The sequence below is a fragment of the Thiomonas sp. genome (genome assembly GCF_034007205.1).
In the GTDB taxonomy this organism is placed as follows: Bacteria; Pseudomonadota; Gammaproteobacteria; order Burkholderiales; family Burkholderiaceae_C; genus Thiomonas.
Genome location: NZ_JAVERI010000001.1, coordinates 48861 through 70828 on the forward strand (window position 1 = coordinate 48861; position 21968 = coordinate 70828).

General features: G+C 64.0%; 24 protein-coding genes and 1 tRNA gene. 6 read left to right on the top strand and 19 right to left on the bottom strand.

The window, feature by feature from the left end; all coding sequences use genetic code 11:
• Window positions 1–246: 246 nt before the first annotated feature.
• The 15 genes from RBR52_RS00240 to RBR52_RS00310 all read right to left on the bottom strand — a co-directional run bounded on the left by RBR52_RS00240 (window position 247) and on the right by RBR52_RS00310 (window position 10515).
• Window positions 247–543, bottom strand: a complete 297-nt coding sequence (locus RBR52_RS00240) for a hypothetical protein (protein ID WP_320375166.1) — start codon at window positions 541–543, stop codon at window positions 247–249.
• Entirely contained in the window at window positions 527–1159 is a 633-nt protein-coding gene (locus RBR52_RS00245) for a hypothetical protein (RefSeq protein ID WP_320375167.1), read from the bottom strand. Before RBR52_RS00245 ends, RBR52_RS00240 begins: the two co-directional genes overlap by 17 nt.
• A gap of 201 nt (window positions 1160–1360) precedes the next feature.
• Window positions 1361–3004 (bottom strand): hypothetical protein, encoded by a 1644-nt coding sequence (locus tag RBR52_RS00250; protein ID WP_320375168.1) that lies wholly within the window; start codon window positions 3002–3004, stop codon window positions 1361–1363.
• On the bottom strand, window positions 2997–3833 hold the full coding sequence (locus RBR52_RS00255) for a toprim domain-containing protein (protein ID WP_320375169.1): 837 nt from the start codon (window positions 3831–3833) through the stop codon (window positions 2997–2999). The genes RBR52_RS00250 and RBR52_RS00255 overlap by 8 nt, the downstream gene beginning before the upstream one ends.
• Window positions 3820–4137: a hypothetical protein gene (locus RBR52_RS00260; protein ID WP_320375170.1), complete on the bottom strand. Its 318-nt coding sequence runs from the start codon at window positions 4135–4137 to the stop codon at window positions 3820–3822. The genes RBR52_RS00255 and RBR52_RS00260 overlap by 14 nt, the downstream gene beginning before the upstream one ends.
• A gap of 26 nt (window positions 4138–4163) precedes the next feature.
• Window positions 4164–4424, bottom strand: coding sequence for a hypothetical protein (locus RBR52_RS00265; protein ID WP_320375171.1), 261 nt, complete (start codon window positions 4422–4424; stop codon window positions 4164–4166).
• Window positions 4425–4521: 97 nt separating this feature from the next.
• On the bottom strand, window positions 4522–5454 hold the full coding sequence (locus RBR52_RS00270; protein ID WP_320375172.1) for a hypothetical protein: 933 nt from the start codon (window positions 5452–5454) through the stop codon (window positions 4522–4524).
• A gap of 93 nt (window positions 5455–5547) precedes the next feature.
• On the bottom strand, window positions 5548–6294 hold the full coding sequence (locus RBR52_RS00275) for a hypothetical protein (protein WP_320375173.1): 747 nt from the start codon (window positions 6292–6294) through the stop codon (window positions 5548–5550).
• Window positions 6294–7247: a site-specific integrase gene (locus RBR52_RS00280; protein ID WP_320375174.1), complete on the bottom strand. Its 954-nt coding sequence runs from the start codon at window positions 7245–7247 to the stop codon at window positions 6294–6296. Before RBR52_RS00280 ends, RBR52_RS00275 begins: the two co-directional genes overlap by 1 nt.
• An 80-nt stretch (window positions 7248–7327) precedes the next feature.
• Window positions 7328–7403, bottom strand: a tRNA-Asn gene (locus RBR52_RS00285).
• A 72-nt stretch (window positions 7404–7475) separates the two neighbouring features.
• Entirely contained in the window at window positions 7476–8573 is a 1098-nt protein-coding gene (locus tag RBR52_RS00290) for an NAD(P)/FAD-dependent oxidoreductase (RefSeq protein WP_320375175.1), read from the bottom strand.
• A gap of 87 nt (window positions 8574–8660) precedes the next feature.
• Window positions 8661–8984 carry a ferredoxin FdxA gene (gene fdxA / locus RBR52_RS00295; protein WP_320375176.1) on the bottom strand — a complete coding sequence of 108 codons (324 nt, stop codon included), beginning with the start codon at window positions 8982–8984 and terminating at the stop codon, window positions 8661–8663.
• A gap of 152 nt (window positions 8985–9136) precedes the next feature.
• The gene (locus RBR52_RS00300) at window positions 9137–9604 is read right to left on the bottom strand and encodes a DUF6691 family protein (RefSeq protein ID WP_320375177.1); all 468 of its coding nucleotides are present in this window, start codon (window positions 9602–9604) and stop codon (window positions 9137–9139) included.
• Window positions 9605–9607: 3 nt separating this feature from the next.
• The gene (locus RBR52_RS00305) at window positions 9608–10057 is read right to left on the bottom strand and encodes a YeeE/YedE family protein (RefSeq protein ID WP_320375178.1); all 450 of its coding nucleotides are present in this window, start codon (window positions 10055–10057) and stop codon (window positions 9608–9610) included.
• 113 nt (window positions 10058–10170) lie between these two features.
• Window positions 10171–10515 carry a metalloregulator ArsR/SmtB family transcription factor gene (locus RBR52_RS00310; RefSeq protein ID WP_320375179.1) on the bottom strand — a complete coding sequence of 115 codons (345 nt, stop codon included), beginning with the start codon at window positions 10513–10515 and terminating at the stop codon, window positions 10171–10173.
• A gap of 92 nt (window positions 10516–10607) precedes the next feature.
• Here RBR52_RS00310 and RBR52_RS00315 point away from each other — a divergent pair, with 92 nt between their 5' ends.
• The 3 genes from RBR52_RS00315 to clpB all read left to right on the top strand — a co-directional run bounded on the left by RBR52_RS00315 (window position 10608) and on the right by clpB (window position 16626).
• On the top strand, window positions 10608–11474 hold the full coding sequence (locus RBR52_RS00315) for an MBL fold metallo-hydrolase (RefSeq protein WP_320375180.1): 867 nt from the start codon (window positions 10608–10610) through the stop codon (window positions 11472–11474).
• A 64-nt stretch (window positions 11475–11538) separates the two neighbouring features.
• Window positions 11539–13941, top strand: a complete 2403-nt coding sequence (locus RBR52_RS00320; protein ID WP_320375181.1) for a Tex family protein — start codon at window positions 11539–11541, stop codon at window positions 13939–13941.
• 102 nt (window positions 13942–14043) lie between these two features.
• The gene (gene clpB, locus RBR52_RS00325; protein WP_320375182.1) at window positions 14044–16626 is read left to right on the top strand and encodes an ATP-dependent chaperone ClpB; all 2583 of its coding nucleotides are present in this window, start codon (window positions 14044–14046) and stop codon (window positions 16624–16626) included.
• A 29-nt stretch (window positions 16627–16655) separates the two neighbouring features.
• Here the strand turns inward: clpB and RBR52_RS00330 are convergent, their stop codons facing one another.
• Complete coding sequence (locus RBR52_RS00330; RefSeq protein ID WP_320375183.1) at window positions 16656–17450, bottom strand: hypothetical protein; 795 nt, start codon at window positions 17448–17450, stop codon at window positions 16656–16658.
• A gap of 18 nt (window positions 17451–17468) precedes the next feature.
• On the opposite strand from RBR52_RS00330, the gene RBR52_RS00335 reads away from it, so the two are divergent.
• Window positions 17469–17696: a hypothetical protein gene (locus RBR52_RS00335; protein ID WP_320375184.1), complete on the top strand. Its 228-nt coding sequence runs from the start codon at window positions 17469–17471 to the stop codon at window positions 17694–17696.
• Between the two features lie 162 nt (window positions 17697–17858).
• Window positions 17859–18482, top strand: coding sequence for an SCO family protein (locus tag RBR52_RS00340; RefSeq protein WP_320375185.1), 624 nt, complete (start codon window positions 17859–17861; stop codon window positions 18480–18482).
• 18 nt (window positions 18483–18500) lie between these two features.
• Here the strand turns inward: RBR52_RS00340 and RBR52_RS00345 are convergent, their stop codons facing one another.
• Window positions 18501–18752 carry a hypothetical protein gene (locus tag RBR52_RS00345; RefSeq protein WP_320375186.1) on the bottom strand — a complete coding sequence of 84 codons (252 nt, stop codon included), beginning with the start codon at window positions 18750–18752 and terminating at the stop codon, window positions 18501–18503.
• Between the two features lie 150 nt (window positions 18753–18902).
• Between RBR52_RS00345 and RBR52_RS00350 the strand changes: the two genes are divergently transcribed.
• Window positions 18903–19520, top strand: a complete 618-nt coding sequence (locus tag RBR52_RS00350; protein WP_320375187.1) for an SCO family protein — start codon at window positions 18903–18905, stop codon at window positions 19518–19520.
• A 19-nt stretch (window positions 19521–19539) separates the two neighbouring features.
• On the opposite strand, the gene RBR52_RS00355 is transcribed toward RBR52_RS00350, so the two are convergent.
• Window positions 19540–21315 (bottom strand): TRAP transporter large permease subunit, encoded by a 1776-nt coding sequence (locus RBR52_RS00355; protein WP_320375188.1) that lies wholly within the window; start codon window positions 21313–21315, stop codon window positions 19540–19542.
• Window positions 21316–21915, bottom strand: a complete 600-nt coding sequence (locus tag RBR52_RS00360) for a TRAP transporter small permease subunit (protein WP_320375189.1) — start codon at window positions 21913–21915, stop codon at window positions 21316–21318.
• Window positions 21916–21968 lie beyond the last annotated feature (53 nt).

A 21968-nucleotide genomic window follows, 5' to 3' on the forward strand; every position in this document is an offset into this window, starting at 1 on the left:
GGGGGATGCTCCAGTCGGTATCGCACTGCAGCGGCCACAAAAAAGGCGACGGCCAGCCGCAAACGCAAACAGGCCCAAGGGCCTCTTTTCGTTTCCGCCAGTCGTCGCCTTGCGACGCTCCCACCTTCGCGAAGGTTCGCCGGTCAGCCGACAGCGCGAAGCTATGTCGACCTCCAGGGCGAGCCTGCATGCAAAAGCTCGAAACTGGTCGAGATACTAACGCGCAAGGCGCGGCGGAGCAAGGGGTCACGCCGGGGTTTGGTTAGCGGCTGGCAGCGCCGCCGTCATTTGGCTCAGGATCGCCTCAAAATCGGCGGCAAGGCCCTGCAGGATTCCCGCCCACTGATCGCCGTCGCAGGGTGAGTAAATGCGCCAGATGTAGCCATCAGCGCCGCGCAGAAGGATGCCTCCCACCTGTAAGACCTCGCTGCGCAGAAACCAGATACCGGCCGAGCTTTGCCAAACATTGAGCGGCGCGGATTGCAGGAATTCCGGGGCGGGAATTGGCGGTACGCAAGGGGTTGCTTCATTGATCGTCGTCATGAGGGTGATTCTCCAGGTTGATAGCCGTTTCCGGCTGGGAAATGCCCGCACCCTCCCGGTCGGTGCCGCGCAGCGTGGCAGCGATGCCCAGCAAGCGGACTTGATCGGGGGAGGCAGGCGACATCGGGTCTGCGAATACGCGCAGCCAGTGCACCACGGCGGCGAGCAGATCGGCGGCTGGTAGGCGTGCCAGCTCGTCGCGGTAAATCTCCAACTGCCGCAACAGAGCACTCTGCTGTTCGATCAGCTCGGCCGCTGACCCCGCGTGAAACTCGGCATCGTCGCGGGCCTGGCCGAGCTCCCGCTCCAGATGCGTAACCCGTGTGCGCAGCGCGGCCATTTCGCGCACAACGGGCGCCAAGGCTGAGGCCCGCAGCCGCTCCGGGTGGTGGGCGACCAGTTGCCGCATGGCGCTGGCCGCGCTAACACGTCCGTCAGGGTCGAGGCGTAGTTTTCCGCCCGCGACCCATTGCGACACGGCTTGACGGCTGACCTTTAACATACGAGCCAGGTCGGCAGGGCGTAAACGAACCTGTGTGGCGTCAAGCGCTGGCGCATCGGGGAACAGCCCGGTAAAAGCGCCATTCGTTTTTTCTATCGAGTCAATGTCATTCATAGTGTCATGCCGTTAATGCGTTGCCTAAGCCCAGTCAGCTCGCACAGCCGGAAAACCGAGGGTCGAATTACCCGCAGCGGAGCAGGGCGGGAAGTACCTTTTGCGCAGACAGACCAGACACAGAAGACCGGCCGAATTTGGTTGGAGTGGTGGGAGTGGTGGGAGTGGTGGAGCAAATTCCAGCCGTTCCATGTGTGTTTTTCATTCTGTTTTCTCCTGCGCTTGGCTAGAAAATGCTCCACCACTCCCACCACTCCCACCATCGGAGCAGGGTTCGGCAATCCACCTCACCGCTCCTGCTGACATGGTTCCGCGCTTGAAGGCCAGCCCTGCGACGATGCGCCCAGCGCGCTCCTGGAGGTACTTCCCAAGGCGCTGCGCAGACATTTCGCCACCACGATCGCCCGCCACTTCTGCGATGGCGTCGCGCAGCTCGAAGTCGCCAGCAGCAGCTCGGTCGAGCGCGCGACCCAGCACGTCGCGCAGGGCCTGCGGCCGGTTGCCGAAATGGGCATGCCAGGCCGAGAGCAGAGCCGCAAGCGCCACGCGGGCGGGGTCGTCTTCGCGGGTTGCATCCAAGGCGTTCAGGGGGTCGGGGTAGCCTGCCCACACCAAGGGGCCGCGCACTGCCTGACTCCATTCGGCAAAGCGCCAGGGCTTCAAGGTGGGCTTGTCGCTGGCGATGGCATAGGCTCGAAGGAGGGTCAGCAGCGCAGCCAGTAGGCGCGGTCGCTCCTGCTCGATCCAGGCCAGCAGGTCGCGGAGGAAGGCGCGGTTCTCTGGGTGTTCCACGCGCGCATCGAGGCTGCAGGGCAGCACGCGCTGCGCCACGTCGCCGGTCGGCTGGGCGTTGTTGCCGGTGATGGCAATCGTTGCCGTGGTCGGAACCTCCAGCGTGCGCGAAAAGCCCAGCACACGCTCACGCATGGTGGCTGAGGTCGAGGCAATGCACAGTCCATCGGATTTGAAGCGCCCGTTCACGTTGTCCAGCAGCAGGGCAGACTGCCCATCAGCCAAGGCCGCAAAAAGCGTTTTGCGGAGCTCGCCATCATCCTGCGGGAAAGCCTGTATCGCGGGATCGTGCCCAAGCACCAGGCGCGGCCAGGCCGTCGCCAGCAGGGTCTTGCCGGTTGCCGGGCTGGTCGCGGTGAACAGGAACAGCGGAGCCATGTCCATCATTCGACGCTGCAGCAAGGTCAGCACATAGGCCAACGCGACCGACTTGTCCACATCGCTGACGAACGGGAATTCGGCGATCACTTCGGCGGCCTGCTCCAGCCCGTCGAGACCTTGCGCACGGGTGGGTCGTTCGGGAATCTTCGGCAGTTTCAAGCGGCCGAAGTCCAACAGCAGGCCGGTGCACGGGTCATAGCCTGGACGATCCAGCGTGCGGCCATCTGCGTGGTTATGCGTAGGGTGCGGAACCACGCCGGTGAGCACGGGCAGCGTGCCACCTCCACTCGACAGCAACGATGCGGCCAGCCCAGGCGGTGGATTGCAGGGGGCCATGCCGCCATCCTTGCGACGGCGCGCAAAGCTGAAATGCCGCGCCAGCTCGGTCTGCAGGCGGGGCACGTCCAGCGGACGGACAATCAAAGAGCCTGAAGCGCCGCGGTAGTGCGAGCGTGGACTGGCTGCGGCAGCGCGCTCGACCGTCACAAGCTCCGTGCTGCGGCGGAAAATTGTGGGCGGGTTCAGCGCAGCCAGCCCGTTCAGACAGGCATCGACCTGCTCGGCCAGGTTGTCCTCGCCAGCGACGAAGCTGAGCGGCGTGTCGGTCATGGGCTCGGCGCTTTGGGCGGACTCCACCAGAGCGCGGATTTTTTCGGGGATCGGGTCACTCATGGCCGGCATATTTCTGAGCGGTGTCGTTAAGGTCGTTATCACCCGCATCCGGCCGCACCAGCCGCACGCGGCGGCCAGCAGCAAGCCAGCGGGAGGAACATTCGGCGGCTGCGGCTTCGCCTGCGGGGTCGGCATCGACCGCAATCAGCAGTTCAGGCACACCCGGCAAAACTGGCAGCGCGGCCAGATTGCCCGCATCGATGGCCGCCCACGCAGCAACATCGGCGTGCGCCAGGCTCAGAGCGGTTTCGATGCCTTCGGCGATGCCCAGCGGCTGGCCGCTCTGGCGCGGCCAGAGGCGAATCACTCCACCGGCTTTGCGGTGGCCTGCGGCCAGCAGCCGGGGCGCCTCCAGCGGCGCTTTTTCTCCGTCAGCGCGCACCCAGGTGCGATGTAGGCTGATCGGCTGCCCGGTGCGGGCATCCGTGACCAACGCCACAAGGCCGGGCCCGGTGTAACCGCTAGGATGGTGCAAAGAAGGGTTGTAGCGTAGGTGAGAACCTTCGGGGGGTATGCAGCAGGCGCGGGCCTTGAGGTAGGCCAGAGCCGCGCCGTGTATCGGCTGCGCGGTAGCCCATTCGCGGTCAGCCCAGGGCGCCAGACCCGCGCGATGCTTGGTCGCGGCCTTGGACGGCGGGCGCGCGGGTGCGGCGGGCTGTGTTTCTCGCCCGGCAGCGCCTGACCAGCCACAGCGGTGACAAGTCCAGACCATGCGGCCATCGTCCTCGACCCGCACGGATAAAGCCTTGTCTTTCGGCCCCCGGTCGCATTGCGGGCAGGGCAGGCGGTTTTCGCCGGTGCGCAGGGTGGCGGCGTTAAATGGCAGCATCAAAAATTCCTCCCGCGAAACTCGCAATATGGCGTCCTCCGGGCGTGTTGATCGCCGAGAAAATCGTCTTGCGCCTGACCGAAAAAGTCAGGCCAGAAAACTCGATGCTCGTTTGATTCGAGTCGCGGGCCGCGCGGATCAATGCCCGTAACTCGGGCAGGTCTTCAATCCGCGCGCGGTTCTCCAGCAGCGCCGCGCGTTGCTGAAAGATCGTGCGTAACAGCCGCTTCGGTGCGCGACGGCGCAGGCGCTCAAGGCGTTCCGCCCGTTCGCGCCGCAGGCGCTGACGCTCCGCCCGCGGCATGCGCGGCGGGGGCGGTAGTGCGCGGCTCATGCGGCCAGCCCATCGCGGCGCAACAGCACGCGCTGGCCGATGTCGACGGCGGCGCGCTGGAAATTCGCGGGATGGAATTTCAGGCGGTTGGTCAGCGCGATCAGCGCGCCTGCCTGCACCAGCTCGCTGCGATGATTGCGCACGAACCAGCGTAGGGATTGTTCGGTGGGAAATGCCGCGCGCACATCGTCGCGGCCCAGCATTTCGCGCAAGTCCACAAAGTCGCGGAGTTGCGGTTGATCGTTGAGAGCAGACATCGTGAATCCTCCAGTTTCAAGCGCCTTGCCGGGCGCTGGAAGGATTCTTTCGGCTGCGGTCGTTAACCGGAAGCCAGTTTTCTTGAATTTTTCCGCTTCAGGCGTGCGCTCTGAGGATCGCGAATTCGTCCGGGAGAAGGCCGCGGCGTCGTTGCGCGACCACGGCGGCGCTGATCAATTTCGCCGCGTTCGGCCCGGCGTGCAGTGGCCCGAACAGCAGTCCGGCAAGGGTGGCGAAGTCGTCCCATCGCAGATAGCCGGGGGCGCATTGCGGCTGGGCATCACTGTGATACATCGCCGCGTCGAGGCTGCGCGCCCACAGCAGCGCGCTGGCCTTCGGCGCCAGCTCGATCCAGTTTTCATGCTCCTGCGCCGCCGAAGGTAGCGCCTCGATCAAACAGGCGGCGCGCTCCAGCCATCCCATGTGCTGCGGCGCAAGGATGGCGAGCAGGCGCGCATCACGCGCGATCAGTGGCCGCAATCTGTCAACTGCGCGCCGATGCTGACGCCAGCCTAAATGCGACCAGCGCTGGTGCGTGACCAGATGTGCTGCAGCGGCGTCGGTCGCCCACGGCAGGCGATCCGCCTCGCGCGCCGCATCGAAAGCGGCAGCCAGGCGCTCGATGGTGGCGCTGTAGAGGCGCACATAGGGCTGACTGGCGGCGCGGCTCTCACGGGGTGCGAGAGACCACAGGATGCGGAGATTTTTCAGCAGGCGTCTCGACAGAGTGGCTTGCCGGTCGCGCGGTGCGCGCTGCGAAGGTCTGAGATCGTGCGGCAAGGCGATTTCAGGACGCTGGTTGCGAATCGCCCGTTCATAGGCGTTCTGATCGCCGCCGACATCCGTCAGGGTCAGGCCGATGGCGTCGGCGATTTCGGCGTCGCTCGCATCATCGATCGCCAGCTCAGGCACGGTGTCGGTGGCGAAGACGATGTTGCCGATTAGCCGAGCGGGATCCCGCGCATGGGAGTTCGTCTTGGCGATGTAGCGCCAGGTGTCGCGCATGCCGCTGGTATCGTCGCGCAGCAAGCGCGCTGCGGCGATGCTGCGCCACGGTGGACCATCGGTGCGCCGCAAATGCTCGACGATCCAATCGTGAAGATCGGGAAGGATGTCGCGCATTCAGCTTGCTCTGCGATCACGCCACGCGGCCAGGCTGACCACGTTGGAAGCTCGCTCAGTAACAGCACTTTGCGTGCTCGTGGGCGGGATTTCGCAATCAGGTAGAGGCATCAACGGTGCCGGGCGCGGCATCGCCAGACATTCCGCCTCCCACGCGGAAAATGCTTCATCCAAAGCGCGTTGGCGGCGCTCTCTTTCGGCTTCGCCTACGCAAAAGATCACGGCATACCGATTGCGCGAAATCCGCTCGATCAGCCGGGCGCCGTGTCCTCGCGCCGTGCCAAAATGGGTTTCTACGGGATGAGAGGCCACCGAGCCATCGGCGCAAACCCAAACCTTGCTTCTCCGCATTCCCGGCATGCCGGGAAAACAGCCCTGCGGCACCAGCCCTGCGGTCACCAACGCATCGGCTGCGCCGAGGTAGCGATCCATTCGGGTGTAAAAGTCCTGACGCAAAACACCAGGAAAAACCTCGACCAAAGGGCCTTCATTTGAAGGACTTTCCGGCCAGCGCGGAAATTTCACGAAAGCGTCATAGCGTCCGCCGTCGTCCCGTTTGATCTTCACGCGAAAGCCGCGTCGGTCGGTAGTGGTCATTTCGCGCTTGTTGGCGCCCAACTCGCCGGGAAACGCCACACCGACACCAATCCCCAGCGATTGCAATTGCTCCTTCGTTCCGCAAATCAAGTCGCACCAGAAGAGTTGCCTGTACTTGACGACCGATAGGCTGACGGTTTTCGGGTTCATCACAGTTTCCCCTCAAAAACCCGCGCCATCAGACGGCGGCGGCTATCCGTGTTCAGGTGGGCATAGCGTTGCACCATGCGCAACTGCCGATGTCCCAGCGTGTCGGCAATTTCCAGCAGACTGGCGCCGTGCTGCGCCATATAGCTGGCCGCCGTGTGTCGGCAATCGTGGAACCGGAAGTTTTTGATGTCAGCCAAGGCCAGGGCATCGCGGAAGGCCTGCTCCATGGCGTAGGGCTGAGACGGTCGCAGTCGCGAACGGAAGACCAGCGCCGTGCTGGTGGTGGCGTCACGGGGGGCGAAGCGTTGCAACTCCTCGCAGACCGAAGGAAGCAGCACCAACACCCGTCGATCGCCATTTTTGGTGTCATGCAACAGGGCTTCGGCGCGATCCAGATCGATGTCGCACCAACGCAACGCCAGCAGCTCGCCGCGCCGGGCGCCGGTGGTCAGCGCCATGGACACCAGCAGGTGCAGACGCGGCCAGGCCGACTCTTTGCAGGCCCAGAGCAGGCGGGAGCGTTCATCGTCGGTCAGGTAGCGCACCCGGCCGCGGTTCTCGGGGAATTTGTCGACATGCCGGGTCGGAGACTCAAATCCGCGCGGCGCCAGGCGTGAGCGCCGCGCCCAGGCGTAGAGCGCCGCCAAGGCGACCAGGTAACGGTTGAGAGTGGGCCCGCTGCGCTTGGCCGCCTTGCGACGGAAGATCGGCTTTCCGTCTGCGTCGAGACCGCCATAGACGCGAGCAGGCTCTTCGGCCAGTCGGGACAAGGCGACATCGATGTCATCAGGGGAGAGTGCAATCAGCGGGCGCTCGCCCAAAAGGCGAACCCAGGCGCCAATGCGGTGCGCTCGGGTGGTATCGCGGCCAGTGTAGGCAGCGAGATACTGGCGGGCAATGTCTGCCAGCGTCGGGGCGGCTGCGGCAACAGCCGTTTCTTGCGGTGCGTTCATGTCGGTACCTTTGCAGTGGAGCCGATTTTCATCGACGGACTTCGCAGAGGCCCGGCAAGGGCTTGAAACTAAAGAGGTTTTGGCTCCTCGACCTGGGCTCGAACCAGGGACCTACGGATTAACAGTCCGGCGCTCTACCGACTGAGCTATCGAGGAACAGCAAAGCGCATAACTATATCGGTCAATTGATCTGTCGTCAATGGCCTTTGCGGTCGTGCGCGAACAAATTCAGTCGAACACCGGCGTTTCCACCCCGAGCACCTTGTGCAGTTTGGGACTGGTGGTGGTGTATTGCAGGTGAATCTTTTTCTCCGGGAAAACGAACGGCGCTGCGCCGAATGCGGCGAGGGCGGCTTCGTGGAAGCCGGAGAGTATGAGCTTTTTCTTGCCGGGATAGGTGTTGATGTCGCCCACGGCAAAGATGCCGGGGACGCTGGTCTGGAACTTTTCGGTGTCGACGACGAGCTGTTTGCGTTCGATCTCCAGTCCCCATTCCGCGATGGGGCCCAGTTTGGGTGACAGGCCGAAGAACACCAGCAGCACGTCGAGCGGCAGGCGGCGGGTGATGCCATCGTTGCCCGTGACCTTGATCATGTGCATCTGGCCGTCGGCCTTTTCTTCGTAACCGGTGACCTGGCCGATGAGAAACTGCATCTCATGCTGTTCGCACAGGGAATGCATTTGCGCGACCGATGCGGGGGCGGCGCGAAAGCCATCGCGGCGGTGGATGAGGGTGACGCTCTCAGGTTTGTTTTCGGTGGTCTGGACGAAGTGCAGCGCCCAGTCGAGCGCGGAATCGCCGCCGCCTACGATGACCAGGTTTTTGTCGGCGAATTGCGCCGGGTTGCGTACTCGGTAGAAGAGTTGACTGCCCTCGAATTTTTCCAGTCCGTCCACCTTGAGGGTGCGGGGCTGAAAAGAACCTACTCCGGCGGCGATGAAAACGGTCTTGGCGAGCAGGCGGGTGGATTTGGTGGTTTCCAAGAGGAAGCGACCATCGGTCTGGCGTTCCAGTGTGGTGACTTCCTGCCCGAGGTGGAATGTCGCGCCGAAGGGCTCGATCTGCTTGAGCAGGTTGTCAGTCAATTCCTGCCCGGTGCACACCGGCACGGCGGGAATGTCGTAAATCGGCTTGTCGGGATAAAGCTCGACACATTGACCGCCGGGGTGCTCCAGGGTGTCGATGATGTGGGCCTTGATCTCCAGCAGGCCGAGCTCGAACACCTGGAACAGCCCGACCGGACCCGCGCCAATGATGACAGCGTCCGTCTCGATGATGTCGGCAGCGACTGAAACGGGGCTTGCTGCGAGGGAGGCTTGAGACATGACCATGCGAGAGAAGTCGTGAGAAAACCGTGAAGAAAAGAGGGCGGCCGACAACGCCGCGCCGAGACAGACGTGAGGCGCGCGGTTTCAACGCTGCAGATATTGCAGCTTGTCGGGCTTGTCTTTCCACTCGTCCGCGTCATCGGGCGGGGCCTTGCGCTTGGTGATGCTGGGCCATTGGCGAGCCAGCTCGGCGTTGAGCTTGATGAAAGCCTGTTGGTCGCCCGGCACGTCTTCTTCGGCGTAGATGGCATTGGCCGGACATTCAGCCACGCAAACGGCGCAATCGATGCATTCGTCGGGATCGATGACCAGGAAATTGGGGCCTTCGCGGAAGCAGTCCACCGGGCAGACGTCAACGCAATCGGTGTATTTGCAACGGATGCAGTTTTCAGTGACGACGAAAGTCATTTGCGGAACCGGATGTATCAAAGAGTCAAAATTCTAACTGGCACGGTCTGGACGGCTCTGTATCGGATCAAAACCCGGTTATTGCAGGGGGGGGGAATGGAAAAAGCCACCGTAATCCGGCGCAGCGGATTGCGGTGGTTGTGTGGCGCCGTTCAGGTTTTGCGCGAGGCCGCGGTGGCCGGCGCCACGGTGGACGTATTGTGCGCGCGCTGGCCCATGCGCTGCCACAACTCGAAGCCGATCATGCCAGCGACCATGCTGGTGAAAAACAGCGACTCCTGCCAGGTGGAGGCGGCCAGCGATGCCAGAGACGGTCCGGGGCACAGGCCGGTCATGCCCCAGCCGATGCCGAAAATGGCACTTCCCAGGATGAGCTTGCCGGTAATGCCCTGGGTCGATGGAAAGGCGATTTTTTCGCCGATGAGCGATCGGGGTCGTCTTTGCGCCAGTTGCATCGGCACCAGCGCGACCCCCACGGCGGTGATCATCACCAGGATCAGGCTGGGGTCCCAAGTACCGGCGATGTCGAGAAAGGCGATGACTTTGGCCGGATCGGTCATGCCCGACACGAGCAGGCCGATTCCGAACACGATGCCGCTGAGAAAGGCGAGAGTTTTCATGGCTCAGGCTCCTCCCAGCAGGTGGCGCATGACGAAGGTGGTTGCCATGCCCATGCCGATGAAGGTGCCCACTGCCGCCATCGAACGCGGCGAGAACCGTGACAGCCCGCAGACGCCGTGACCGCTGGCGCAGCCCGAGCCCAGCCGGGTGCCGAAGCCCACGATCAATCCGCCGATGGCGATCACCGGCCACGACTCACCATAGTGCGCACCGGGCACCGGGCGGAACATCACCCAGATGAACGACGCGGCGATCAGCCCGCCGAGAAACCACAGTCGCCACGGCGTGGGCCGTTTGGCCTGCAGGGCTTCGTTGAGAGCGCCGCCCAAAATGCCGCTGATCCCGGCGATCTTCCCTCCGCCGAGCGCCATGGCCCCTGCCGCTGCGCCGATCAGCGCTCCGCCGAGCAGGGCCGTACCGGGCGTGAAATGCGCCCAATCGATGGTGAACATTTGTCTCTCCTTCGTGACATCGCATGTTTGTCTCTGGTTTTATTGACGCCAGCCAGTGATCTGGTCAGGCCGCTTGCCGGATCGCGGCGACATGCGAGCGCCGCGATCACAACTCATTCGCCGGGCGGGTCGGTTTCGCCGCGGCAGTAAATCTGGTAGAGGGTCATCAGCACGGCGCTCGCCGCCGGGCTGGCCAGGCTGTAGTACACACGCTTGCCCTCGCGCCGGGTTTTCACCAGCCCTTGGGCGCGCAGCACGGTGAGTTGCTGCGAAAGCGTGGGTTGGCTGACGTCGCAGGCGGCTTCGAGATCGCTGACGCAGATTTCTCCGCGGTTGATCTGGCACAAAATGAGCAAACGATCCGGGTTGCCGAGTGTTTTCAACAAGGCGCCAGCCTGCTCCGAATTGCGGCGCATGACCTCGACGCTGGGGATTTCAAAATCTTGCGCGCTGGACATTGACTTGGCTCAATCAGGTAACTCCTAATGGAAAAACAATATATGCTTTTCTATAGTGTTCCTGCAACGCATCACGCCTAGGAGATACCCGTATGAGTACGCAGACCCCCATCGTTCAGAGCTGGTTTCACGCGCCTACCTTCACGGCGACGCACTGCATCATCGACCCGCAGACCCGCCATTGCGCGATTCTCGACAGCGTGCTCGATTTCGACTACGCATCTGGCCGCACCAGGACCGACTTTGCCGACAGAATAGCCGCCTATGTGCGCGAACAGGGGCTGACGGTGGACTGGCTGCTGGAAAGCCACGCCCATGCCGATCATCTCTCGGCGGCGCCCTATCTCAAAAAGCTGTTCGGCGGCCGAATCGCGATTGGCGAGCACATACAGGACGTGCAGAAAGTGTTCAGCCAGGTGTTCAACGACAGCACCATACCCACCGACGGCTCGCCCTTCGACCATCTGTTCAAGGACGGCGAGACCTTTGCCATCGGCAATCTGCAGGGCCGCGTGATGCACACCCCCGGCCACACCCCGGCTTGCGTGACTTATCTGGTCGGCGACAGCGCCTTTGTCGGCGACACCTTGTTCATGCCCGACTACGGCACGGCGCGCTGCGATTTTCCGGGCGGCGATGCGCATGTGCTCTACCAGTCGGTGCAGAAGCTCTACAGCCTGCCGCCCGAGACCAAGCTCTACCTCTGCCACGACTACATGCCCGGCGGGCGCGAGCCGATCTGGCAGACCACGGTGCAGGCCGAGCGCGAGGGCAATGTGCAGCTCAACGCGCAGACCACCGAAGAAGAATTCGTCGCCTTCCGCAAGAAGCGCGACGCCACGCTGAACATGCCGGCTCTCATCCTGCCCTCGGTGCAAGTGAATGTGCGCGCCGGCGAAATGCCCAAGCCTGAGGCCAATGGCGTGAGCTATCTCAAGCTGCCGGTGAACGCGCTGTAATCCATGCTGGAGACGGTACGGGCTGGTTAGACTGCTGGGCTTTGCCCGTACTTGATGATCAGCCATGACCGTTGCCGATTGTGCCACTCCCAACCCGTTTGCCCAACCCCAGGCCGCTGCGCGACGGGTGCTGCAGGCGCTCAGCGCCGAACTGCAGCTTCCCGCCCCGCAGATTCAGGCGGCCATCGAGTTGATGGACGGTGGCGCCACCGTGCCCTTCATCGCCCGCTACCGCAAAGAGGTGACGGGCGGCATGAGCGACGACCACCTGCGCATGCTGGAGGAGCGCCTGATTTACCTGCGCGAACTGGAAGACCGGCGCGCCGTGGTGCTGCAGTCCATCGCCGAGCAGGGCAAACTCACGCCCGAACTCCGCGCGGCGATCGATGCGGCAACGCAAAAGCAGGCGCTCGAAGATCTTTACCTGCCGTACAAGCCGCGCCGTGTGACCCGGGCGCAAAAGGCCCGCGAGGCCGGGCTGGAGCCGTTGGCTGACCTGCTGTGGCGGCAGCCGCAGACCGATCCGTTGCAGGCCGCCGCCGGGTTTGTCCGCCCGCAAGTCAGCACCGAGGCGGCCGATACCTCCACGCCCCAGGCCTGTCTCGACGGCGCACGCGACATTCTGAGTGAGCGCTGGGCCGAAGATCCGGCGGTGGTGGCGCCGATGCGCGAATGGCTGTGGCAGACCGGCCATCTGTTGAGCCAGGTGCGCGCCGGAAAAGAGCAGGAAGGCGCCAAGTTCCGCGATTATTTCGACTACGCCGAGCCGCTGGACAAAGTGCCTTCGCACCGTGCCCTCGCCGTGCTGCGCGGGCGCGCGCAAGAAGTGCTCGATGCGCGCATCGACCTGCCGCCCGCGGCGGAGGGGGCGACCGTGCCGACGCTGACCGCCCTGGCCGAGGGGCGTTTGGCCGTGCTGCTGGGCTGGAGCCATCAGGGACGTGCGGCAGACGACTGGCTGCGCCGGGTGGTGCAGTGGACCTGGAAGGTCAAACTCTCCCTCACCCTGGAACGCGAGCTGCTGTCGCGGCTGCGCGAACAGGCCGAGGCCGTGGCCATCGACGTGTTCGGCGCCAATCTGCGCGATCTGCTGCTGGCCGCGCCCGCCGGCCCCAAGGTGGTGATGGGACTGGACCCCGGAATCCGCACCGGGGTGAAGGTCGCGGTGGTCGATGCCACCGGCAAGCTGCTCGACACCGCCACCGTCTATCCCTTCGAGCCGCGGCGCGACATGCAGGGCGCATTGGCCACGCTGGCGGCGCTGGTGCGACGTCACGGCGTGCAGCTCATCGCCATCGGCAACGGCACGGCCAGCCGCGAGACCGATCTGCTCGCCGCCGAACTGCTGCGCAGCGTGAACCGGCCCGGCCTGGCCAAGCTCACGGTGAGCGAAGCCGGCGCTTCGGTCTACTCGGCCAGCAGCCTGGCCAGCCGCGAGTTTCCCGATCTGGACGTGAGCCTGCGCGGGGCGGTGTCCATCGCCCGCCGGGTGCAGGACCCGCTGGCCGAGCTGGTGAAGATCGACCCCAAGAGCATCGGCGTGGGGCAGTATCAACACGACGTGAACCAGACGGCGTTGTCGCGCAAGCTCGACGCCATCGTCGAAGACTGCGTGAACGCCGTCGGCGTGGATCTGAACACCGCCTCGGCGCCATTGCTCGCTCGCGTCGCCGGTTTGAGCGCGCGCATCGCCGAACAGATCGTGCTGCACCGCGACCAGAGCGGCGCCTTTGCCAACCGCGAGGCGCTCAAGGCGGTGCGCGGTCTGGGCGACAAGACCTTCGAGCAGGCCGCGGGTTTTCTGCGCATCAACGGCGGCGACAATCCGCTGGACCGCACCGGCGTGCACCCCGAGAGCTATCCGCTGGTCGAACGCCTGCTGGCCGCTGCCGGGCGCCCCATCGAGGCGCTGATGGGGCAGCGCGAAGCCCTCTCCCGGCTGCGCCCCGAACAGTTCGTGGATGAGCGCTTCGGCGCGTTCACCGTGCGCGACGTGCTCGCCGAGCTGGAGAAGCCCGGCCGCGATCCGCGCCCCGAATTCCGCACGGCCCGGCTGCTCGATGGCGTGCACGACATCGCCCAGCTCCAGCCCGGCATGCAGATGGAGGGCACGGTCACCAATGTCACCGCCTTTGGCGCCTTCGTCGATCTGGGCGTGCACCAGGACGGCCTGGTGCATGTCTCGCAAATGGCGCAGCGCTTCGTGAACGACGCCCGCGAGGTGGTCAAGACCGGCGACATCGTCAAGGTGCGCGTGGTCGAGGTCGATGTGGCGCGCAAGCGCATCGCGCTGTCGATGCGGCCTGCCGACCCCGCGCGCGATGCCGCGCGTGCGCAGGCGGGGCAGGGCGCCACTCGCCCGCGTGTCCGTCAGGAGGCGGGGCGATCGGATGGCCGCCGCGCAGCCGCCGCACCCGCATCGCAAAACACCGCCATGGCGGCGGCTTTCGCCAAGCTCAAGCGCTGAAATCGATCTGAGCTGAACACAGCGCAACAGAACCGACACACCCGCGCTTGAAAATCCACCTGAAAAGCCGTATCTATGCGGCAGTTCATGACGGAGGATTCCATGCGGATCGAAAAACTCACTACCCAGTTTCAAGAAGCGCTTGCCGACGCACAGTCGCTTGCGGTCAACCACAGCAACGCCTATATCGAGCCGGTGCATCTGCTGCACGCCCTGCTCGGGCAGGATGGACCCAAGGCGCTACTTGCACGCTCGGGCGTGAATGTGCCGGGGCTGACCTCCGCCGTGGCGCAGGCCATCGACCGTCTGCCGGAGGTCGAGGGCACCGACGGCCATGTGCAGGTCAGCCGCGAGCTCAATGGCCTGCTCAATGTCACGGAAAAAGAAGCGACCAAGCGCGGCGACCAGTTCATTGCCAGCGAGCTGTTTTTGCTCGCGGTGGCCGACGACAAGGGCGAGGCCGGGCGCATCGCGCGTGAGCACGGTCTCACCCGCAAATCGCTCGAATCCGCCATCGAAGCCGTGCGCGGCGGGCAGAGCGTCGACAGCGCCGAGGCCGAGGGCGCGCGCGAATCGCTCAAGAAATACACACTGGATCTGACCGAACGCGCCCGCCAGGGCAAGCTCGACCCGGTGATCGGCCGCGATGACGAAATCCGCCGCACCATCCAGGTACTGCAGCGCCGCACCAAGAACAACCCGGTGCTCATCGGCGAGCCCGGCGTGGGCAAGACCGCCATCGTCGAGGGGCTGGCGCAGCGCATTGTCAACGACGAGGTTCCCGACAGTCTGCGCGGCAAGCGCCTGCTGGTGCTCGACATGGCGCTGCTGCTCGCCGGCGCCAAGTACCGCGGCGAGTTCGAGGAACGGCTCAAGAACGTGCTCAAGGAATTGGCGCAGGACGCCGGCCAGACCATCGTGTTCATCGACGAAATCCACACCATGGTCGGCGCCGGCAAGGCCGAGGGCGCGATGGACGCGGGAAACATGCTCAAGCCGGCGTTGGCCCGCGGCGAGCTGCACTGCATCGGCGCCACCACGCTCAACGAATACCGCAAATACATCGAGAAGGACGCCGCGCTGGAGCGCCGCTTCCAGAGAGTGATGGTCGACGAGCCCAGCGTGGAGGACACCATCGCCATCCTGCGCGGCCTGCAGGAAAAATACGAGGTGCACCACGGCGTCGAGATCACCGACCCGGCGATCGTCGCCGCGGCCGAGCTGAGCCACCGCTACATCACCGACCGCTTCCTGCCCGACAAGGCGATCGACCTGATCGACGAGGCCGCGGCCAAGATCAAGATCGAGATCGACTCCAAGCCCGAGGCGATGGACAAGCTCGACCGGCGGCGCATCCAGCTCAAGATCGAAAAGGCCGCAGTCGAAAAGGAGAAGGATGAAGCCTCGCGCAAGCGGCTGGCGCTGATCGACGAGGAACTCGCCAAGCTCGACCGCGAATACGCCGACCTGGACGAGATCTGGAAGGCCGAGAAGGCCGCGGTGCAGGGCTCGGCGCAGGTCAAGGAAGAGATCGACAAAATCCGCTTCGAGATCGAGGAACTCAAGCGCAAGGGTGACTTCAACAAGGTCGCCGAGCTGCAGTACGGCCGCCTGCCCGAACTCGAACGCCGGCTGCACGAAGCGCAGGCCAAGGAGACCGCGGGCGGCCAGACGCAGGGGCGCCGGCTGCTGCGCACCCAGGTCGGGGCGGAGGAAATCGCCGAGGTGGTGTCGCGCTCGACCGGCATCCCGGTGTCCAAGCTGATGCAGGGCGAGCGCGACAAGCTGGTGCACATGGAAGAGCGCCTGCACCGCCGCGTCGTCGGGCAGGATGAGGCCATCCGCGCGGTGTCCGACGCCATCCGCCGCTCGCGCGCCGGGCTGTCCGATCCGCGCCGGCCGTATGGCTCCTTCCTTTTCCTCGGGCCCACCGGTGTGGGCAAGACCGAGCTGACCAAGGCGCTGGCCGAGTTCCTGTTCGATACCGACGAGCACATGGTGCGAATCGACATGAGCGAATTCATGGAAAAGCACTCGGTCGCGCGGCTGATCGGCGCGCCGCCCGGCTATGTCGGCTACGAGGAGGGCGGCTACCTGACCGAGGCGGTGCGGCGCAAGCCGTACAGCGTGATCCTGCTCGATGAAGTCGAGAAGGCGCACCCGGACGTGTTCAACGTGCTGCTGCAGGTGCTCGACGACGGCCGCCTGACCGACGGCCAGGGGCGCACCGTCGACTTCAAGAACACGGTGATCGTGATGACTTCCAACCTTGGCTCGCACCACATCATGGCGATGGCCGGGCAGCCGCATCAGGTCATCCGCGACGCGGTGTGGGACGAGGTCAAGCAGCATTTCCGTCCCGAATTCCTCAACCGCATTGACGAGGTGGTGGTGTTCCACGCCTTGGGCGAAGCGCAGATCGCCGACATCGCCCGCATCCAGATGCGCAGCCTGGAGGAGCGGCTGGCGCAGCTCGACATGCGACTGGACGTCAGCGACGCGGCGCTGGCGGAAATCGCTCGTGCCGGATTCGATCCGGTGTTCGGCGCGCGGCCGCTCAAGCGCGCCATCCAGAGCCGCATCGAGAACCCGCTGGCCAAGCTGATCCTCGAAGGCCGGTTCGGGCCGAAGGACGTGATCCCGGTCGATGTCAGGAACGGCGAGATCGTGTTCGACCGCGGTTGAAGTCCAAGGGGCGAGAGGGCTTCAGCCCTTCAGCCTTCGAGCCACTTCAGGAAGTCGGCGTACTGCTGGGGGTCGCCGGCTTCCCATCCCGGAATGCGCAGCGCATGGTTCACCTCGCTGGCGGAAGCTCCGAGCAGCGCGCTGCGTACCGCTTGCACCTGTTGCTGGGGCACGTCGGGCGCAGCCACCAGCGCCCAGAAGGGCATGGGCCGGTGCGCCAGCACCACACCGCCCTGCGCGGCCCAGGCCTTGGCCACCACCGGGGTGACCACGCCGACTGCGGCCACATGCATGTCGCGCATCAGGCCGATCACCGCGTTCTGCGTTTTCACCCGGGAGATGCGGGGCAGCGAGCCGCCCTGCTCGCGCCAGATTTTCTGCGCGACGAGATCGACCAGGCTGCCCTGTTTCGGCGCCAGCATGATGGCCGAAGGCGACCGCCAGACCCGATCGGCGGGCACGCAGACCTGCGGCGGCAGGGCGCTCATGCCCAGAATGCTCAGGGAACTCCCGCCCAGCAATACCTTGCCTGCCTGCCCCGGGCAGGACTGGGCGATGAGATCGGTGCCAAAGTGCAGGGTGTTCTGCCCCACGGCCACCAGATGCCAGCCCTTGGCCAGCAGCACGGCGGTGAGATTGGGCGGTTTGACGAAGGCGAAGCGGTAGGGCGGGGTGCCATCGCGGCCCGCAGTCTGGAGTTTGGCCAGATTGAAACCGCTTTCCCAGATGACTTTGCGCTGGATGGCGCTGCCCACCAGCGAGGTCAGCTTTTGGGCGGCGACGTACTGCTCCTGCTGATTGCCGACGGCAAGGCCGAAATTCAAGCCCAGAAGGACGGTTTGTTGTACGGCTTGTTGCTGGGTGTTCGGCGCTTGCTTGCCAGTTGCCGCATGGGCTTCGAAAGACCCGATGAAACCGGCCAGCACAACGGCGCAGAGCCCGGCAAAGCGAGCGCTGCCGTACCAGTTCCCTGGAAGATTTGGAAAAACATCGGCTGGCATGATCATCAATTAACCATTGACAGCCCGTCGATCATTCGCCTGGACTCTTCAAGTCCGACGGGCCATTGACGCCAATCTACACAGGAACGCGGGGGCTGCACAGGGGGTTTTCCGCAGGCAGGATCCGCGGGCAAGACGAGGTGTGAAAGTTGTGACTACCCGCAAGCGCCGCGAACCAAACCTGGGCGGGCCGCTCCGTTCTTTTACCAAGGACCGATGGGGAGGAGTGCCATGTTTCGTTTGTCATTCGCAGGTTTAGCCCTGACCTTGGCCTTGACGGGCTGTGCGCAGCATGAAGAACAGCAGAAATGGGCGATGGACTATATCGGCCCGAAGGTCATGCAACCGCTGCAGTTCACCGACATGGCTTCGAGCAGCGGCCAGTTGGAATCCTCAAAAGACTTTTCCGGCAAGGTCGTGCTGCTGTATTTCGGCTACACGCACTGCCCGGACGTCTGCCCGACCACCATGGCGCATCTGGCCCGCGCCGAGCAGTTGCTCGGGCCTCTTGCCAAGGATGTGCAGGTCATCTTCGTCACGGTCGACCCCAAGCGCGATACCCCCAAAGTGCTCGACGCCTATGTGCATGCCTTCATGTCCAGCGCCATCGGTCTGAGCGGCACGGTGGCTCAGACCAGGACGCTGGCGGGCCGCTATCACGTCAGCTATTCCTATGGCAAACCCGATGCGCATGGGAACTACGTGGTCAATCACAGCGCTGCGATCTATGTTTTCGGCCCGCATGGCAAAGGACGACTCATCGGCACCGAGTTGACCCCGCCCGAAGGCATCGCCCATGATGTGCGCCAGCTCCTCGCCGATGCGCACAAAAGCTGGTGGCAGAAGCTGGTTTGAGACGACCAAGCGCTGCGACTAAGCGCTGCTGCCGCGTACCTGGCCCTTGACCTGCAGGGGACGCTGGGTGTCATTCACCACCATCACGCGCTGTCCCGGCGATAGTGCGACCAGGGGCAGGGCGTGATGAGTGAGCGGGGCCAGATGCAACACATGGATGGCGACCAGCGGAGCCTTGGGCGCGCTGGCGGCGTGAACCGTGAGCGCCGCAGTGGCCAGGGTGGTGAGTCCACCGGCCAGCAAGGCTTTGAGAAAGGCAGGTTTGGACATGGCGCACTCCAGATGCAGTCAGAGCGCATTGGAGTGGCTGAGCGGTTTTTTGGTTGCGCCTGTCCCGGTAAAGAGTTGTGACGCTTGGCCGATCCAGACGCGGCACAATGCGGGTTGATTTGAAAACAGACGTTTTTCGCGGAATTCACCATGACGTGGTCCTCCTCCTCATTTCTGTCGCGCCGCCTCGTTTTGCTGGGCGCTCTGGCCCTGCCGCTGGCGGGCTGCGGACACTCTAACAACCAGACTTGGGAACTCAGCAATATCACCGGCGTGATGCCCGATCTGGAGTTCCATCTCACCAACGATCTGGGGCAAAAGGTCACGGCGGACAACTACAAGGGCAAGATCGTCCTGCTCTATTTCGGCTACACCCATTGCCCCGATGTCTGTCCGACCACCATGCAGCTCATGTCCAACGTGGTGCAGCAACTGGGACCCGAAGGCAAGGATGTGCGCATTCTGTTCGTCAGCGTCGATCCCAAGCGGGACACCCACACCATTCTCAGGGCGTACACCCAGGCGTTCAGCCCGAACGCGATCGGACTGACCGGGACGATGAAAGAAATCGATGCGATTACACGCCGTTATCGTGTGATATTCAGCTATGGAAAGCCCGATGCGCAAGGGAACTATGTGGTCGATCACAGCGCCGGCGTGTATATCTTCGGCCGCAGCGGGCGCATTCATCTGCTCGGTTCCGACAGCAATCCTCCCGAGGCTTTTGTGCATGACCTCAAGCAATTGATTGCTGACGAAACCACATGACTCCCGTTGTTGCTGCGCCTTACCTGGATGCCGCGCTGGCCGGTTCGGGCTGGAGCGAACGCATCAGCGCTGCGGCGGGATCTTCTTCCTCGGCGGCCGGCGCGGCCTCGGAGCCACCGAAGCTCGGCGGGACGATGGGCGCGTAGCTGCTGTCATCCGAAGGCCCGATGATCTGCACCTTGTCGATGTCCACTTCCTTGTGGTGACCCAGGCCGCTGGTGACCAGGCCGGGGAAGGCGATGATCAAGCCGACCATGATGATCTGGATGATCACGAAGGGCACCGCACCCCAGTAGATCTGACCGGTGGTGACGCGAGCGATGCGCTTGCCGGTTTCCCTGTCGGTGTAATCATCCTTGGCGGCGACGCTGCGCAGATAGAACAGCGCGAAGCCGAAGGGCGGGTGCATGAACGAGGTCTGCATGTTCACCGCCAGCAGCACGCCGAACCAGATCAGGTCGATGCCCAGCTTCTCGGCCACCGGCCCGAGCAGCGGGATGATGATGAACGACAGCTCGAAAAAGTCGAGGAAGAAGGCCAGCACGAACACCAGGATATTCACCACGATGAGAAAGCCCAGCACCCCGCCGGGCAGAGTGGTGAGCAGATGCTCCACCCAGACGCGCCCATCGAGCCCCTGGAACACCAGGTTGAACACCGTGGAGCCGATGAGGATGAACAGCACGAAGGTGGAGAGTTTGGTGGTGGCGTTGAGCGCCTGTTTGAGCAGATCGACATTGAGCCGCTTGCGGCTGAGCGCCATGATCAGTGCGCCCACGGCGCCCATCGCCCCGCCTTCGGTCGGCGTGGCCACGCCAAGGAAAATCGTGCCCAGCACGAGGAAGATCAGCGTCAGCGGCGGTACCAGGGCAAAGGTCACGCGCTCGGCCATGCGCGACAGCAGATTGAGTTTGAGACCGCGATTGAGAAAGGCCAGCACCAGCGACAACAGCACCCCGAAGCTCATCGCCACCACGATGGTTTCATCCAGCGCGGCGGTGACTTCGTGGCCGGCACGCCAGCTCAGCAGTGCGTCGTAGTTCCCGGCCAGCACGATGCTGGAAATCAGCACCAGGCCGAACAGGATGCCCAACGAGCGCAGACCGCTGTCGCCATTGGGTTCGCGCAGGGTGCGTGCCTCGGGCGGCAGCGCAGGCGCCCATTGCGGCTTGACCAGCGTGACGCCAATCACATAGGCGAGATACAGCCCGGTGAGCAAGAAGCCGGGAATGAACGCGCCCTTGTACATATCGCCCACGCTGCGGCCGAGCTGGTCGGCCATGACGATGAGCACCAGCGAGGGTGGAATGATCTGCGCCAGCGTGCCCGAAGCGGCGATCACGCCGGATGCCAGACGCCGGTCGTAGCCGTAGCGCAGCATGATGGGCAGTGAGATCAGGCCCATCGAAATGACCGAGGCCGCCACCACGCCGGTGGTTGCCGCCAGCAGCGCGCCCACCAGAATGACTGCAAAGGCCAGGCCGCCGCGGATCGGGCCGAACAACTGCCCGATGGTCTCCAGCAGATCCTCGGCCATGCCGCTGCGCTCCAGGATCAGCCCCATGAAAGTGAAAAAGGGAATGGCCAGCAGGGTGTCGTTCTGCATGATGCCGATGATGCGCAGCGGAATGGCTTCGAGCAGCGCCTGCGGCATCAGCCCGAGTTCCACGCCGATGAAGCCGAACAGCAGGCCGCACGCGGCCAGACTGAACGCCACCGGGAAGCCCACCAGCAGAAACACCACCAGCGCCCCGAACATGATGGGCGCGATATTCGCAACGAGGAAGGCGGTCATTTACTTCGCCTCCTTCTGCTTTTGTTTCTGCGCCAGCATGAATTCGGCCAGTTCTTCTTCGGCCGTTTTTTCCGTCTTTTTCACCAGCGGATCGTCGATAAGGCCGCGAAGAAAAGCCACGCGCTTGATCAGCTCGGAGATGCCCTGCAGCCCCAGCAGCGAAAAACCGATCGGCACCAGGATGTAGACCGGCCAGCGGATCAGCCCGCCGGCATTGCTCGACATTTCGCCCGAGGCGATGGCGTTGATCACGGTCGGCAGCGACAGACGCACGGTTTCGACCACGAAGGGAAACAGGAAGAACACGATGCCGAAAATGTCGATCCAGTTGCGTCCGCGTGGAGAAAGTTTGCTGGAGATCACGTCGATGCGCACATGCTCGTTGTGCAAGAAGGTGTAGCCGGCGGCCAGCAGAAACACCGCGGCGAACAGGTACCACTGGATTTCCAGAAAGGCGTTCGAGCTGTAGTCGAAGGCTTTGCGCACCACGGCGTTGAGCGCGCTGATGATGGCCGAGGCCAGGATGAGCCAGAGGGCGAGGCGGCCCACGCGCTCGTTGAGCCAGTCGATCCCGCGGGACAGGGCAAGTAAGGCGTTCAAGACATCTCCCGAATTTTTTTGTGAACGAGTCGTAGGCGGCTGCTTGTTCAGTC